Source organism: Methylobacterium sp. 142-1Y, assembly GCF_057747795.1.
Genome location: NZ_JBYLEN010000002.1, coordinates 107,909 through 123,011, shown reverse-complemented (window position 1 = coordinate 123,011; position 15,103 = coordinate 107,909). Strand labels below are relative to the sequence as shown.

The following is a 15,103-nucleotide window of genomic DNA, read 5'->3' as shown; positions in this document are numbered from 1 at the left end:
GCGATCAGGCTTGCGCCCGCTGCGGGTAGTCGATCGGCATCTGCGGGTCGCGGTGCCAGTCGTACTCGGCCGAGGCGACGGCATTCTCGGCCACGGCGCGGCCGGCGAGCCGCGACACGAGGTAGAAGCCGAGATCGATCCCCGCCGAGACGCCGGCGGACGTCGCGTAGCGGCCCGCATCGACCCAGCGCGAGACGCTGTCCCAGAGGACGGCCGGCCCGTGCTGCGCCACCCAGGCGAAGCTGGCATGGTTGGTGGTGGCGGGATGGCCGTCGAGCAGCCCGGCGCGGGCGAGCACCGCGGCGCCGGTGCAGACCGACGCCATGAGCTTCACCCGTTCGTCCATCCGGCGGACCCAGTCGAGCAAAGCCGCCACGCCCTCGGGGTCGGTCGTTTCGTCGAGGAGGGGCCAGGTTCCGCCGCCGCCCGGGATCATGAGGACGTCCAGCGGCTCGGCCAGCGCCTCGGCCAGCGCCTCGGCCATGTCCCAATCCGGCATGACGGCGGGGCCGTTGATGCTCCGCACCGGCTCGCGCCGATGCCCGATCAGCTTGACCGAGAACGGATAGGGCGGCGGGCTGTCGTAACCGGTTCCGACGAACCGGGCGATCGTGAACGCCTCCGCGAACCCGAACACGTCGATCGGCTCGAAGTTGTCGTAGACGAGAATCCCGACCCGCTGCGTGGGCGGAAAGGCACCATGGGCTAAGGGCGTCGTCACGGCATCCTCCGACGAGGTTCATCGATGACTGCGCATCGACTGGAAATTATTCGTGGATTTTCAGAACCGCGGCAAAATCTTCAGCGAAGACAAGAGGATGCAAATAATGCATCTTCAAAGCACACCATCAGATCGACGATCTTCGATGCTGTGAGATGATTGACCTCGAAGGCATCGACCCGATGCGTGTCTACTGCGCTCGAATCAATTACACCCTGAGGTGGGTGATTGCAATTTCAGATCAGAAAAAATCTCGATGGCCGGCTCAGGACTCGCTCGTCCGGATTGCAAAGGACGAACAATTCGTCTTGCCAGCTGCGAAGATCGTGCATCGAAGCGGCCATGAAATATCGTCCACGTCGAAGCATCGGGCAATCGATCTCACAATTTGGCGGTACAGTCGAACATTCTTTGCTTTCGCCGAAATCGGCTCGCCGGCATCGCAAGTCTTCGTGGCTGCGCGCACGGGAGCGTTCATCATCATACTATGCCCCGTCGAAAGCCGTCTGCGCCGACGGTCCGCTTCCCGATCGGCTCCTTCATTTCGCGGTGCAGACGGGTCCCTCGAAGCCCCCTCCCCCGCCACCGCAGGTCCACCCCCCGTCCCTGACGACGAACTCGTTGTAAAAAAGCGATGTCCTCCTTGGGGGAGGAGAGCTGCGCTATCCCCGAAGGGGGAAGCGCTCGCACCGAGATGCGTGAATGCGACCACCTCGCTACGGAGGTCGTTCTCGGCTGTCGGCGGGCGAAGGACGTCCGTGCGTCAGAACGACGTCAGACGGACCGGATCATAGGCCGGCGGCGGCACGACGGGAGCGTCGTCGCTCCTCTCACACGATTCTCCGCTGATCACTTCGCGATGCGGAAATCGGCTTCGCTCAGGCGTGTGAAGCGAAGCTTCACCGTCGCGGGCTCGTGATACACCACCGGGACCGGCGCTCACGCGCCGGCCTTGAACTCCGCATACAGGTCGCGCAGGCGGGTCAGCACGAACTCGGCGAAGTCCGGCGACTTGCGCCGGTCGATGGTGAGCGAGACGCGGTCCTCGTCCTGCGTTACCTTCGCCAGCGTCTCGCCGTTCGCCGTGGACCAGCTCTCCGCCTTGGCCCGGACCGGCGGCGGCTTCGTCGCGGCGATGACCTGCTTGAACCGGGCCTCGCTCTCGAGCGCGGCGAAGGCCGGATCGGCGATCGCCCTACGGATCGCATCCGCCCGCCCCTCCTCCGCCATCAGGCCGACCAGATCGAGCCAGGCCCGCCGGCCGATGCCGGGCGCCGGACCGATGGCGTGGATGATCTCCTCGGGGATCCTGGTGGCGACCGAGAGCATGTTCGACAGGTCGCTCTTGTAGATCGACATCGCCGCCATGATCGTCGCGCGGGTGAAGCCGCGCCGCTCCAGGCGATGCGCGAACAGCGCCTTCTCGATGTAGGAGAGATCCTCGCGCTCGTGGTTCTCCTGTCCCTGCGCGACGACCAGCTGCTCGTCCGTCAGCTCGCGGACCACGGCCCGCACCGGGAGGCCGAGCGCCCGCACCGCCCGCAGCCGGCGGTGGCCGAAGGCGACCTGGTAGCGGCCAGGCGCCTCCGGATGGGGCCGGACCAGGATCGGGTTGAGCTGGCCGTGGTCGCGGATTTTTTCGGCCAGGCTCGCCAGCGCCTGCTCGGAGACCGGCATGCGGTCTGAGACGAAGGACGGGTCGACGAGGTCCGTGTCGATCGCGACGATGACCTGGCCTTCGGTCAGCTTCTTCTCGATCTCCTCGGCACGCTTGGCGCGCTCGCTGACCTCGCCGAGCGACTGGCTGATGGCGCCCACGGGCTTGGCGGCCGTATCCGCGATGAGGTCGGGCGAGCCGAGGATGGGCCGCGCCCGCACGCGGGCGACCGCGGGGGCCGGGACCTCGGGGGCTTGAGACTCGCGATTGCCGATCGCGCCGAACAGCGCCTTCCTGCTCAAACCGCCCTCCCCCAGGCCTTCTTGATCTGGGCCTCGATCTCGGTGTTCACGTTGGTCACCGCTTCCACGGCGCGGTCGTAGGTCGAGCGGGTGAATTGCTGCCGCTCGACCTCGAAGATGGTCTGGTTGGTGAGGCCCGCATCCGAGATCGCCGTGCTCTTCAGCATCGGGTGAATCAGGACGTGCTCGCCGAAGATCGAGCGCAGGAACGCCACCATCTGGTTCTGCGGCCCGTCCCCCGGCTCGAACCGGGTGATCAGGTACTTCATCCAGTCGTAGGAGGTGGAGGCCCCGTGCCGCGACACCTCGTCGAGCAGATCGCCGGTCATCTGGAGGAACTGGCTCATCGACATCACGTCCAGCATCTGGGGATGGACGGTGATCAGCACCGCGGTCGCGGCGGTCAGCGCCGAGAGCGTCAGGTATCCGAGCTGCGGCGGGCAATCGATCACGACGACGTCGTAGAGGTTCTGCGCCTGCCCGATCGCCTGGCCGATCCGGGCGAAGAACAGGGTGTCGCCGGAGCGGCGCTGGAGCAGGGCCTTCGGGGTATCGTGCTCGAACTCCATCAGTTCGAGATTGGCCGGGACGATGTGCAGGCCGGGAATGTAGGTGCCCCGGACGATCTCGGCGATCGGGCGGCGCTGGTCGTCGTAGCGGATCGCGCCGTACAGCGTCTCGTTCGGCCCGACATGGGTCTCGGGCTGGTGCCCGAACAGGGCCGAGAGGCTGGCCTGCGGATCGAGATCGATGGCGAGCACCCGGTAGCCGTGTAGCGCAAGGTGCTGGGCGAGATGCGCCGCGGTCGTCGTCTTGCCGGAACCGCCCTTGAAGTTCATCACCGTGACGACCTGCAGGTGCTCGCCCGGGCCGCGATGCGGCAGGTAGCGGCGGTTCCCGCGCGTGCCCTGGTCCAGGCGCTTGCGCAGCTCGTGGATATCCTCGACCGAGTAGCTGCGGCGGCCGTTCTTCACCAGAGGCGTGATCCCGTTCTCCTCGGTGGCGACCTGCCGGAGGTAGGATTCGTGGATCCCGAGCAGCCGGGCGGCTTCCGCCGGGCTGAACGGCCGGATGGTCTTCTCGGCTTCCGGCGGAAAGATGTTGCGGTGGTGGGCCTGCAGCTGGGCGGAGAGCTCGGCGCCGTGACGCTGCACCAGCTCTTTCAGCTCGGAAGGAGGCGCCGCCCCGGGCATGGCCGCCGCATTCGCCGTCTCCGCACTCATCTCGTCGTCCGTGGCCAGAATCGCATTTATCGGCAGAATCGATGAAACTGCGCGGCTGGCAGGGTAGAAGCGATTCCGGGCGATATTCAAGCGGTATCTCGCCGGTAATTCGACGATCCGGTTCGGGCGGTGCGCGCGTGTTAGCCGCGGCTAACGCGGGTCGCTTCCCGGCTTCGCGGAGCCAACGGGCGAGCGACCGGGGCGGGTCAGGGCGCGGAGGAGCGTCGAGCGCGATCACCCGGCCGACGGAATGCGCGCTGCTCATCGTCGCTTTCACCTTCACGACACGCGCTTGCAGGGATGGCCGAGGACATGTGTTAGCCACGGCTAACGCCTGCCGGATGGCGAAGCGACGGGGGGCTTCGGTAACCGGGAGCCACAACGCCGCGATGCGTCGCAAGCCTGCCCGTCACGACCTTCCTCCGCCATGGAGCAGGCCGTTTCGGGGAAGGACGAGGCACGGATTCTGCCTGCCAGACCAGCCCTGCACCATGTGGGCAAGAATGCCGCAGCGTGCCCGTCCGCGCGTGGGGGCGGACCCAGAGCGGCGCCCGATCGCTCCTGCGGTTGCCGGCCGACGGCCGGGCCATGCGCCAACAGGGTTTGCTCGATCGCCGTGCCGGCTTGGCCGATGTCCGGACCTGCGGCGCATCCTACCATGAACAACGTTCCGGCTCGGATAGGCCGACATGCCGGGCGCCGGGGAGGGGCGGCCGGTGGGAGTGATGAGAACGCGGCCACCGTCGGTCTCGCCCATGCGGCACCGATTATCCTTTGCTTAACGATAGACCGACCGCCCCGATATCGTCCCGCCGGTCGGTGGCGCTCCCGCTCCGGACCGCACCGCCGGATCGTGGCGGCCTTCCTGCGGGGTCGGTCCCGCGTCGTCACGCCGTGCTCGCGCCTCACCGGATACTTTGCGGCGATGGGCGGTCGAATCGCCGTCGCGCCGTCCGGGCCGGGAAGGGAGGCCTGAAGGGGAGTCGTCCGCCAACCGATCGCCGTGCGGTGTCCGGACGGCCGAAGCCACCGGCCCGCACGACACCGCGAATCTGGAGACGAATGCGCAAGGTGGTACTGTGCTATGGTAGCGCTTGAGGAACTGGTATGCCGATGGCGAAGCTGCATCTCAAGACGCGCGAGGAGTTCGCCCAACTCTCGCTCCACGAGAAGAACGAGTACCTGCAAGGCGTCGCGCAGCAGGTCGCGCACTTACGTGGGGACGAGTTCACCCGCCTGTCGAAGGATGGCCTCAGCCGCATCCGGCGCTTCTACAGCCGACGCTCCTTCGCGGACCTGAAGCTCGCGGAGTTCGGCGAGGAGGAGCCGCTCCGAAAATCCCTCACGGTCCTGGCGGAGGCGATCCGCTCCGAGGAGGTCGCCAAGATCGTCGAGCACGAGGTGGTGAGGCCCCCGCGCGCCCTCGTCCGGCCGCCGCCGATCGACGACGCCCAGCTGGCCTTCTTCGTGCCGACCGTCCACGACGCGCCGATCAAGGACGACATGAACCTGATGGACATCGCGCCCTTCGCCCTGTCGAAGACGACGGGGGAGGGGGTGATCCGGTACGAATTGAAGGATTCCGTCATCACCGTCGAGGGCGGCGCCGAGGTCGGGCTCGCCACGGCTTACGACTACGACATCGTCATCAACATGATCTCGCATCTGGCGGAGCAGACGCGCCAGTACCGGATCGACGATTCCAAGGGGTTGCGTCCGTCCCTGCCGCCCCGGACCTACCGGCCCGCCGCCTCGGAGATCCTGAAATTCTGCCGGCGCGAGCTCGGCGGCAAGCAGTACGAGGATCTCGAGCGCGCACTCGATCGCCTGCAGGCGACCCGCATCAAGATCACCAACCTGTCGAGCGACAAGGCCAAGACGCGCCGCCGCGAGACCGAGGCGTTTCCGCTGATCGGCCGCTACAAGGTCGTGTCCCGGACCAGCGCCGACCGTATCGACCAGGTCGAGATCGACATTCCGGACTGGGTCTACGAGGGCGTCGTCAAGCCCGACGGCAAGCCGTCGATCCTGACCCTGAACCCGGACTACTTCCTGATCACGCGGCCGATCGCCAAGTTCCTCTACCGCCTCGCCCGCAAGGCGGCCGGGCAGACGGAAGCCCGCTACGGCATGACCGAACTCCACAAGCGGAGCGGCTCGAAGCTGCCCAAGCACAAATTCCGTCAGGCGATCAAGGAGATCGTCGAGGCGGCGGTGCCGCTGCCCGATTACGACCTCAGCATCATCGACGGCGAGCGCGAGCCGGTGCTGCGGATGGTGAACCGGTCCAATGACAAATCCGCCGTACATGAGTCCGGCAATCCGTGACAAAACCGGGCAGGGGAGGGGGCTGCCAAAACCCCCGTATTTCGATCCGCCCGGCTTTGCCAAAAAGCGAGACGGCCTAGAAGCGAATCGGTGACCCCGGATTTTGGCGGGCGCCGTACATCGGTCCGGCCCGATCATGACAAAAACGGCCCCTGTGGACGGCTGTGGATAAGCCGAATCCTGGCGTACATCACTCCGGGACGCGCCGTACATCGATCTGTCGACGGCGTAGATCGATCCGGCAGCGCCGTACTTGGGACTCCGGCAACCGGAAATTTACCTTAACGATCATCGCTTTAGGGCGTGGTCAGGCACCTAAAACTTAGAATCAAAACTAGAGAAACAGATTCTTGAAACGCCTTCGGCTGACAAAAATCATTCGATTCCGAGGAAGAAGAGGGAGAGGCGTATTTCGGTCCGTTCACGCCTCGATTCGCACAAGCACGGTTTTCGTGCCAGTCGAGAGAGGCAGAACAGCGACTCACCTCCACCGACCACAGGCCCTGAACCGGTCCGTATCCTGCGATGACGAAGGCCGATGCACAGTCGCGGCGACCGAAGCGTCGGCGCTCCGTCGATTTGCCGCCGCATGATGCTCCGGCCGGCGGCCCGTGCCGGATCGTCCCGTCGAGGATTGCGTCGTGCGCCATGGTCCGCGGTCCCGCCATTCCGGCGTCCTCGCGATTCTCACAGGCCGGGTCGCTCGGAACCGCCGCCACCGGCTCGGACTTCTCGATTCCGAATCGCAACCGTGCCGCAGACCGGTTGCGATTCGGAATCGAGGCGGGCTCGAATGTCTCCCGCGATGTGGCGGCGGGTGGCAGGGGAGGGACTTCACATCGTCGAGGTAAGCCACGAATCTCGGCCCGTGCGACACGGGCCGCGTGCGACATGGGCTGGGTTCGATGGGGCGCCCCCCGCCGCACAAGACAGGTGCGCCGCGCGCCGGTATCGCTCGCGCCGTGCCGATTCCGGTCCGCCCTATCGCGAGTGACGATCCATGAGAGATGATCCGCGCAGCCACGGCCTCTGGGAGCTTTCGGCTCCCCCGGCTCCGCCGACGCAGCCACTCGAGGGTCGGATCGCGGTCGATGTGGCGATCGTCGGCGGCGGGTTCACGGGCCTGTCCGCCGCGCTCCACCTCGCGGAAGGGGGGGCGAGCGTTGCGATTCTCGAAGGCGTCGAGATCGGATTCGGCGGGTCGGGCCGGAATGTCGGGCTCGTCAATGCCGGGATGTGGGTCATGCCCGACGACCTGCCGGGCGAACTCGGCGATCGCTACGGCTCAGCCCTCCTCGACCTGCTCGGCGCAGCACCCGCCGCGGTGTTCGATCTCGTCGAGCGGCACGGCATCGCCTGCGAGCCCGAGCGCCGGGGAACGCTGCATTGCGCGGTGGGCAAGAAGGGCCTCGCCGAGTTGCAGGAGCGCGCCCGCCAGTGGCAGGCCCGCGGCGCGCCGGTCCGGCTGCTCGACGCGGAGGAGACCGCGGCCAAGGTCGGCACCCGCGCCTATGCGGGCGCGCTGCTCGATGCGCGAGCCGGCACCATCCAGCCGCTCGCCTATGCCCGCGGCCTCGCAGGCGCTGCGATTAAGGCCGGGGCCCGGATCCACACCGGCAGCCCGGTCGTCGCCGTCATCGATGCGGGCACGCATTGGCGGCTCGACACCCCGCACGGCCGCGTCGAGGCCGCCCAGGTGATCGTGGCGACCAACGCCTATACCAGCGCGGTCTGGCCGGAGATCCGGACGGAACTCGTCCATCTGCCGTATTTCAACATGGCGACCGCACCGTTGAGCGACAACTTGCGCCGCTCGATCCTGCCCGAGCGCCAGGGCGCCTGGGATACCCGCGAGGTGCTGAGCTCGTTCCGGTTCGACCAGGCGGGCCGGCTCGTCTTCGGCAGCGTCGGCGCCTTACGCGGGACGGGCCTGCCCATCCACCGCGGCTGGGGCCGGCGGGCCCTCGCCAGGCTGTTTCCGCAACTCGCGGGCGTATCCTTCGAGACCGAGTGGTACGGAGAGATCGGCATGACGGTGAACAACCTGCCGCGCTTCCACCGCCTTGGCCGGAACGTCGTCTCGTTCAGCGGCTACAACGGCAGGGGCATCGCGCCCGGCACGGTCTTCGGCCGCTGCCTCGCCCAACTCGTCGCCGGCGCGATCGGTGAGGACGCGTTGCCGCTCCCGGTCACCGATCCGGTCGCGGCGCCCCGGCGGCGGCTGAAGGAGGCCTTCTACGAGGCCGGGGCCCAGCTCGCGCACCTGACCGATGCGCGTTTCTGATTGCCCTGCCGTCTCGGTCGCCACCGGAGTTAGCCGCGGTTAACAGCCATGCGGCACCGACGCACGAAGCGGAATGGTGCAAAGGCGATCCGCCAGCCCTTGCACGGGCCCGCACCGGTCGGCATCCAACGGGAATGGCTCGGATGATTCTGGACGAGAGCAGCCTCGCCCCCTTCCTGGCAGCCTTCTACGCGCGCGTCCGCAGCGACCCGCTCGTCGGGCCGGTCTTCGCCGCCGCGATTCCGGAGGCCGAGTGGCCCCGGCACATGGCGACGATCGAGGCATTCTGGTCGTCGGTCCTGTTCAAGACGGGCCGCTACAAGGGCAATCCGTTCGGCCGGCACCAGGCGCTCGGCGCCTTGAGACCGGAGCACTTTGCGCGGTGGCTCGCCCTGTTCCGGGAGACGGCCGCCTCGTGCTTCGCCCCGGACGAGGCGGAGGCCCTGCAGGCGCGGGCCGAGCGGATCGGCGCGAGCCTTCAGGCCGGCCTGTTCTTCCGCCCCGGCGACACCGGCGCGGTCCCTACCGCTTGCCGAGCAGGTAGACCTGCCAGGTGATCATCATGCTCGCCACCATGAGGGCGGCGTGCAGGAGGGTGAGGACCTGGGGGGCATCGGGCATGGATATCGTCCCTGCGGGCGGGCCGTTCGTGGGCCGACCCCCATGCAACGATCGGGCCCTCGCCAGGCGGATGACGGCCGGTACCGGGACCTGCGCGCGCTTCCTCGCTTCGGCGTCGCCCGCTCACGAGGGCAGCAGGGCCTGCGCGGTGGCGGCACGGGCCAGGGTCGCCAGCATGTCGGTCTGCGTCACGATCCCGAGCACGCGGAGATCCGGCCCGGTCACGACGACGGCGTGGCTGCGGCCGTCGGTGAGGACCGGAACCAGGGCCGCCGCGGGCTCGTCCGGCCCGGCGGTCCTGGCGGCCGAGAGCGCCTGCGCGATGTCGCCCGCGGCCTGCAGCGTCACCTCGCGCAGCCCGACCGTGCCGACGAGCCGGTCCCTCTCGTCCACGACCGGCAGCGTGCGGACGTCGTGCTTGAACAGCAGCTCCCGTGCCCGGGCGGCCGGCTCGTGCAGCCCGATCGTGACGACGTCGCGGGACATGATGTCGGCGCATGTCACGGTGCCGCGGGACCGGACGAGCGCCTTGTGCTCGACCTCGCGCAGCAGCCGGTCGAGGTCGGCGCGGTCGATGTCGAGGGACTCGTTGAGAGTGAGCAAAGCCGCGTCGATGTCCTCGGCATGGAATCCGACGCGCAAGGCGGCGGGCAGGTCCGCCGTGTCGTGGGCATTGGCCGGTACCGCGGCCGGGACATGGGGATACTGGCGGCGGGCCAGCCGGTGAAACACGATGCCGAGGCCGACCAGGATAAGCGAGTTGAGGCCGACGGGGACGAACGGGAACAGGAACCCGGACGAGGTCACCGCCGGGCCGCCGATCAGCGCGGTCAGCGCCGCGGCGCCGCCGGGCGGGTGAAGGCAGCGGGTGAGCGACATGACCGCGATGGCGAGGGAGACGCCGACGCCGATCGCCGCCACCGGATCGGGAATGACGTGGGCGGCGGTCACCCCGATCAGGGCCGAGAGCGTGTTGCCGCCGATGATCGACCAGGGCTGGGCCAGCGGACTGGCGGGGACGGCGAAGAGCAGCACGGCGCTCGCCCCCATGGGCGCGACGATCATCGGGATGTGCGGCCCCTGGCCGACGATCCAGCCGCTGATCAGGCCGGTGAGCGCGATGCCGATGAGGGCGCCCAGGCAGGCGAGCAGGCGCTCGCGTAAGCTCGCGCCCGGGAGCATGGGCGTCGACAGCCGTCCTGCCCATGTCCTGCCGCCCGCACGCAGCGGCCGGACGATCCGTGACAGGCGCGACATCCCCCACATGCGGGCTGGATCCTTGGACGAGCGGAGCGTGACGGGGCCGACGGAAGAGCGCCGACGGCGCGTAGCTCTAAGCGCCACGCTCGCGCTTGCAAAGATTCGGGGCACCGTGCTCGCCATGACGGCAGCCGATGGCTGCACGTCTCCACGCCACCCGCGGAAGCGAGGAAGGATCGGACCCGTGCCGGGTATGGCGGAGACCCGCGTGACGAACGCCCGGTCGCCCCGGCCGACCCCCGGCGGGCAGGGGAGTAGCTAGAGCGCTTCACGATCGCGTTGCGATCGCGAAGCTCTCCAGGTCTCCGGCCTCGTCGCATTCTCTTTCGACGAACCGGCATCCACTTCGTCGGACAATGATCTAAGCAGATTTCGCAAAAGTGGCGGCCGGTTTTGCGACAAAAATCTGCGATAATTCAACAACCTAAGCGGACGAAGCGTTGGCCTGCCAACGCAAGTCTGCTTAGCCCTTCGACCTCCGCGCCAGGGCGCGGGCGAGCGCGTCCCGGTGTTCCGCGCTGGTATGCGCGATCGCCTGCGCCGTGGCCGAGAGCTGGAGCAGGGTCGGCAGGGTGGTGGAGCGTCCTTCGCGCAGGAGGCGCTTCGTCGCCCGGACCGCCTGGGGCGGGTTGACGGCGATGCGCGCGGCGAGCGCGCGGCTCGCCGTCATCAGCTCGGCCCCCGGCACCACCTGCGAGACCAGCCCGCAGGCCAGGGCCTCCGCGGCCGAGATCGCGTCGCCGGTCAGCGCCATCTCGCAGGCCTTCGACCAGCCGACGATCCGCGGCAGGAGCCAGGCGCCGCCGTCGCCCGGGATGATGCCGATCTTGACGAAGCTCTCGGCGAAGCGTGCCGTGTCGGCGGCGATGCGCAGGTCGCACAGGCAGGCGAGGTCGGTGCCCGCGCCGATCGCCGGGCCGTTGACGGCGGCGATCACCGGCACGTCCAGCGCCTCGAAGGCCAGCGGGATGCGCTGGATGCCCTGCGTGTAATAGGCGATCGTGGCGTGGGGGTCGCGGGCACGCGCGTCCAGGGCGTCCTGCATCGCCCGCAGGTCGCCGCCGGACGAGAACGCGCTGCCGGCCCCGGTCAGGATCGCCACCCGGACCGACGGGTCGGCGCCGAGCCGCCCGAGCGCCGCCACGAGGCCGTCGACCACGTCGCGCTCGGAGATCGGGTTGCGCGTCTCCGGCCGGTTGAGCGTCAGGGTGACGATGCCGCCATCCTGCTCGTAGAGCACCGCATCGGTCATGGGAAATCTCCGATCATCTATGCCCGAGCCCGCGGGCGATGCGACGAGGAGCCGGAACGGCGACAGGAATCGCTCCGGCCCGCTGCGCTTACGCGCGAGCTCGCCGGTGACCTGTGCCCCGTCCTCGCCCTGGCGCCCGAGGAGCGCGTCCTCGGGACGGGGGACGTCCTCGAACACCACCTCGTCGAAATGGTGCTCGCCGGCGCGGTTGCCGACTGGCCGGATCGATGTCCGTCCGGATGTCCATCATGTCCGCGTCCCTGCAGCCGGGCGGGTGCCGCCGTTCGTGGAGCGGGCCGCCGCGACCCTGGGCAGCGACGATCCGAAGGCGAAAGCCGGACACCATCGCCGGGACCCGCCGCCGCCTCGACGGCATGCCGCTCGCGATCACGATCGCGTCGGCGGTCCTATGATACCAACGGTCGTTGAAAACGACCTTTGGTTCCGTTCTCGAATTTTCTCGCCGAGACTTTGGCTTGGTGTCGGAAATTCGAGATGGATCAACGGCCCCGTCGATCTCGGGCCTGCCTGGGATCGAATCGATGCGTCAGCATCTTGGGCCGTTGCCATGATTCCAGCGCTCGCCCGTCGACGAGACCGGCCCCAAGCGGCGGAAGCATGCGAACTTGCACAGGGATGGAGTCCCGATCGATCAAGCGGCGCCTGCAAAACCACCGATGATCGGACGGCCGCGCCCATCGATCGCCGTCGCGGTGTTCCACCGCCGGACCCGTGGCGGCTGCAACCCCCGCGTCGACGGGATCGTCCCGATCGACGACATCGAGGACCGTCCGACGTGCGGAAAGCCGAGCCGAGCGTGCGAGCCCCCTGCGTCGAGCGAGATCGGGATCGACCGCTCGCCCGTCCCGGTCGCCGGGGTCGCGCCGGATCCGAAGAACTCCAGCATGCTTCCAGGGGAGGCCTGTCATGAGACCGATGCTGCGCCATGCGGCCGGTGTGTCGTCCCTGTCGCTGATGCTGGCCATCGGGATCGGTCCCGTCTCCGCGCAGGCGCCGTCGCGACCGAACGCCGTCGTGCTCCCCACCGACCGCACGGTGCTGCCGATCCCGGAGCCCCGCATTCCGCACAGCACCGTCTTCGACGTCCGCAACGCGACGCCGCCGCCCCGCTTCGAGGTCAAGGCGCCCGCGCAGGCGCCGAACGTCCTCATCGTGCTGATCGACGACATGGGCTTCGGCCAGTCGAGGGCCTTCGGCGGCCCGATCGCCATGCCCACCGTGGAGGCGCTCGCAGCCGGGGGATTGCGCTACAACCAGTACCACACGACGGCCCTGTGCTCGCCGACGCGGGCCGCCCTGCTCACGGGGCGCAATCATCACACCAACAACATGGGCTCGATCACCGAGACCGCGACCGCGTTCCCCGGCCAGACCGGGCAGCGCCCCAACGGCGTCGCGCCGCTCGCCGAGATGCTGCGCCTGAACGGGTACAGCACGGCCGCGTTCGGCAAGTCGCACGAGACCGCGGCCTGGGAGGTCAGCCCCTCCGGCCCGACCGACCGATGGCCCACCCGCTCCGGATTCGACAAGTTCTACGGCTTCATCGGCGGCGAGACGAACCAGTGGGCCCCGCGGCTCTACGACGGGATGAACCAGGTCGAGCCGCCGCGCGATCCGAACTATCATTTCATGGCCGACATGACCGACCAGGCCATCGCCTGGATGAACTATCAGAAGTCGCTGACGCCCGATAAACCGTTCTTCATCTACTTCGCCCCGGGCGCCACCCACGCCCCCCATCAGGTGCCGAAGGAGTGGATTGCGAAGTACAAGGGGAAGTTCGACCGGGGCTGGGATGCGTTGCGAGAAGAGACGCTCGCGCACCAGATCGCCATGGGCATCGTTCCCGCGGGAACGACGCTCGCGCCGAAGCCCGAGGCGATCAAGGACTGGGCCGCCTTGAGCGACGATGAAAAGAAGCTCTTTTCCCGCCAGATGGAAGTGTTCGCCGGATTCGGCGAATATGCCGACACGGAAACCGGCCGACTGGTCGAGGCGATCAGGGCGGCCGGCCAGCTCGACAATACCCTGGTCTTCTACATCGTCGGGGACAACGGCGCGAGCGCCGAGGGCGGGATGAACGGCCTGTTCAACGAGATGACCTACTTCAACGGCGTGCCCGAGAAGACGGGGGACATCCTCAAGCATTATGACGAGCTCGGCAGCCCGACGACCTACGGTCATTACGCTGCGGGCTGGGCGGTCGCGGGCGACACGCCGTTCACCTGGACCAAGCAGATCGCCTCGAGCTACGGCGGGACCCGCAACGGGATGGTGGTCCACTGGCCCAAGGGCATCGCGGCACGCGGTGAAGTGCGGTCGCAGTGGCACCACGTCATCGATATCGCGCCCACCGTGCTGGAAGCGGCCGGGCTGCCCGAGCCGACAAGCGTGAACGGAACGGCCCAGATTCCGATTGCAGGGACCAGCCTCGTCTACACCTTCGCGGATCCGGGCGCCCGCGATCGGCACACGACCCAGTATTTCGAGATCTTCGGCAACCGCGCCATCTACCGGGACGGCTGGCTCGCCGGCACGGTCCACCGGGCGGCCTGGGAATACACGCCGCGCCGATCGCTCGAGACCGATGTCTGGGAATTGTACGACACCCGCTCCGACTTCAGCCTCGCGCATGACAGGGCGGCGGCCGATCCGGCCAAGCTCAAGGAGTTGCAGGGCGTGTTCCTGGAGGAGGCGGTCAAGTATTCCGTGCTTCCCCTCGACGATCGCACCCTGGAGCGCCTGACCGCGTCCCTGGTCGGACGGCCCGACCTGATGGCCGGCCGTACCTCCCTGACCGTTCACGCGGGCATGACCGGGATGTCGGAGCACGCCTTCATCAACGTGAAGAATCGTTCCCACTCGATCACGGCCGACCTGGACGTTCCTGCCGGCGGCGCGAGCGGTGCCATCCTGGCCCAGGCGGGGCGCTTCGGAGGCTGGAGCCTCTACCTCGACGACGGCAGGCCGACCTACACCTACAACTGGCTCGGCCTTGAGCGTTACACGATCGCCGCCGATGAACCCCTGCCTCCCGGAAAAGCGAGCTTGCGCTTCGATTTCGCGTATGACGGCGGCGGCCCCGGAAAGGGCGGTACGGGCACCCTCTCGGTCAATGGGCGAAACGTCGCCACGGGACGCATCGCGCAGACCCAGTGCTGCGCCTTCTCGGCCGACGAGGGCGCGGATGTCGGCGCCGATGAGGGCACGCCGGTGACAGAGGCCTACCGGGTGCCGTTCACCTTCACGGGCAGGATCGACAAGGTCACGATCGCGCTGAAGGACATCGAGAAGGCCGAACAGGACGACGCCGAGCGCGCCCGCGAAACCGGGGCCTTGAAGAAAGGCTTGGCTGATTAGATCGCGAAGGAAGCCGGGCTGTCGATCGCGGTTCGCTTATGAGGCAGAACGAAGATACGGAGGATGATCGATTC

General features: G+C 68.1%; 10 protein-coding genes. 4 read left to right on the top strand and 6 right to left on the bottom strand.

Annotation, left to right across the window (positions count from 1 at the left end; all coding sequences use genetic code 11):
* Positions 1-4 precede the first annotated feature (4 nt).
* From AC3AOF_RS30655 to repA, 3 genes are all read right to left on the bottom strand, one after another.
* A complete protein-coding gene (locus AC3AOF_RS30655) occupies positions 5-721 on the bottom strand; it encodes a DJ-1/PfpI family protein (protein ID WP_236993022.1) in 717 nt (238 codons plus the stop codon).
* 939 nt (positions 722-1,660) lie between these two features.
* Entirely contained in the window at positions 1,661-2,680 is a 1,020-nt protein-coding gene (gene repB, locus AC3AOF_RS30650; protein ID WP_488349344.1) for a plasmid partitioning protein RepB, read from the bottom strand.
* Positions 2,677-3,903: a plasmid partitioning protein RepA gene (gene repA / locus AC3AOF_RS30645; RefSeq protein ID WP_442919386.1), complete on the bottom strand. Its 1,227-nt coding sequence runs from the start codon at positions 3,901-3,903 to the stop codon at positions 2,677-2,679. Before repA ends, repB begins: the two co-directional genes overlap by 4 nt.
* Before the next feature lie 1,107 nt (positions 3,904-5,010).
* Between repA and AC3AOF_RS30640 the strand changes: the two genes are divergently transcribed.
* The 3 genes from AC3AOF_RS30640 to AC3AOF_RS30630 all read left to right on the top strand — a co-directional run bounded on the left by AC3AOF_RS30640 (position 5,011) and on the right by AC3AOF_RS30630 (position 9,072).
* Positions 5,011-6,231, top strand: a complete 1,221-nt coding sequence (locus AC3AOF_RS30640) for a replication initiator protein A (RefSeq protein ID WP_236993024.1) — start codon at positions 5,011-5,013, stop codon at positions 6,229-6,231.
* A 1,000-nt stretch (positions 6,232-7,231) separates the two neighbouring features.
* Positions 7,232-8,515 carry an NAD(P)/FAD-dependent oxidoreductase gene (locus tag AC3AOF_RS30635; RefSeq protein ID WP_488349343.1) on the top strand — a complete coding sequence of 428 codons (1,284 nt, stop codon included), beginning with the start codon at positions 7,232-7,234 and terminating at the stop codon, positions 8,513-8,515.
* 134 nt (positions 8,516-8,649) lie between these two features.
* Positions 8,650-9,072, top strand: a complete 423-nt coding sequence (locus AC3AOF_RS30630) for a group III truncated hemoglobin (RefSeq protein ID WP_236993026.1) — start codon at positions 8,650-8,652, stop codon at positions 9,070-9,072.
* Between the two features lie 187 nt (positions 9,073-9,259).
* Here AC3AOF_RS30630 and AC3AOF_RS30625 read toward each other — a convergent pair whose 3' ends face one another.
* The 3 genes from AC3AOF_RS30625 to AC3AOF_RS30615 form a co-directional block, all read right to left on the bottom strand.
* Complete coding sequence (locus AC3AOF_RS30625) at positions 9,260-10,393, bottom strand: HPP family protein (protein WP_488349342.1); 1,134 nt, start codon at positions 10,391-10,393, stop codon at positions 9,260-9,262.
* Positions 10,394-10,859: 466 nt separating this feature from the next.
* Positions 10,860-11,648, bottom strand: a complete 789-nt coding sequence (locus tag AC3AOF_RS30620; protein WP_236993518.1) for a crotonase/enoyl-CoA hydratase family protein — start codon at positions 11,646-11,648, stop codon at positions 10,860-10,862.
* 652 nt (positions 11,649-12,300) lie between these two features.
* On the bottom strand, positions 12,301-12,555 hold the full coding sequence (locus tag AC3AOF_RS30615) for a hypothetical protein (protein WP_488349341.1): 255 nt from the start codon (positions 12,553-12,555) through the stop codon (positions 12,301-12,303).
* 29 nt (positions 12,556-12,584) lie between these two features.
* On the opposite strand from AC3AOF_RS30615, the gene AC3AOF_RS30610 reads away from it, so the two are divergent.
* A complete protein-coding gene (locus AC3AOF_RS30610; protein ID WP_488349340.1) occupies positions 12,585-15,029 on the top strand; it encodes an arylsulfatase in 2,445 nt (814 codons plus the stop codon).
* The last annotated feature ends 74 nt before the right edge of the window (positions 15,030-15,103 follow it).

Excerpts from the sequence above, each read along its gene's own strand:
- repA (WP_442919386.1), bottom strand. The coding sequence starts at position 3,903 with ATGAGTGCGGAGACGGCGAATGCGGCGGCCATGCCCGGGGCGGCGCCT.
- AC3AOF_RS30640 (WP_236993024.1), top strand. The coding sequence starts at position 5,011 with ATGCCGATGGCGAAGCTGCATCTCAAGACGCGCGAGGAGTTCGCCCAA.
- AC3AOF_RS30635 (WP_488349343.1), top strand. The coding sequence starts at position 7,232 with ATGAGAGATGATCCGCGCAGCCACGGCCTCTGGGAGCTTTCGGCTCCC.
- AC3AOF_RS30630 (WP_236993026.1), top strand. The coding sequence starts at position 8,650 with ATGGCTCGGATGATTCTGGACGAGAGCAGCCTCGCCCCCTTCCTGGCA.
- AC3AOF_RS30625 (WP_488349342.1), bottom strand. The coding sequence starts at position 10,393 with ATGTCGCGCCTGTCACGGATCGTCCGGCCGCTGCGTGCGGGCGGCAGG.
- AC3AOF_RS30620 (WP_236993518.1), bottom strand. The coding sequence starts at position 11,648 with ATGACCGATGCGGTGCTCTACGAGCAGGATGGCGGCATCGTCACCCTG.
- AC3AOF_RS30615 (WP_488349341.1), bottom strand. The coding sequence starts at position 12,555 with ATGCTGGAGTTCTTCGGATCCGGCGCGACCCCGGCGACCGGGACGGGC.
- AC3AOF_RS30610 (WP_488349340.1), top strand. The coding sequence starts at position 12,585 with ATGCTGCGCCATGCGGCCGGTGTGTCGTCCCTGTCGCTGATGCTGGCC.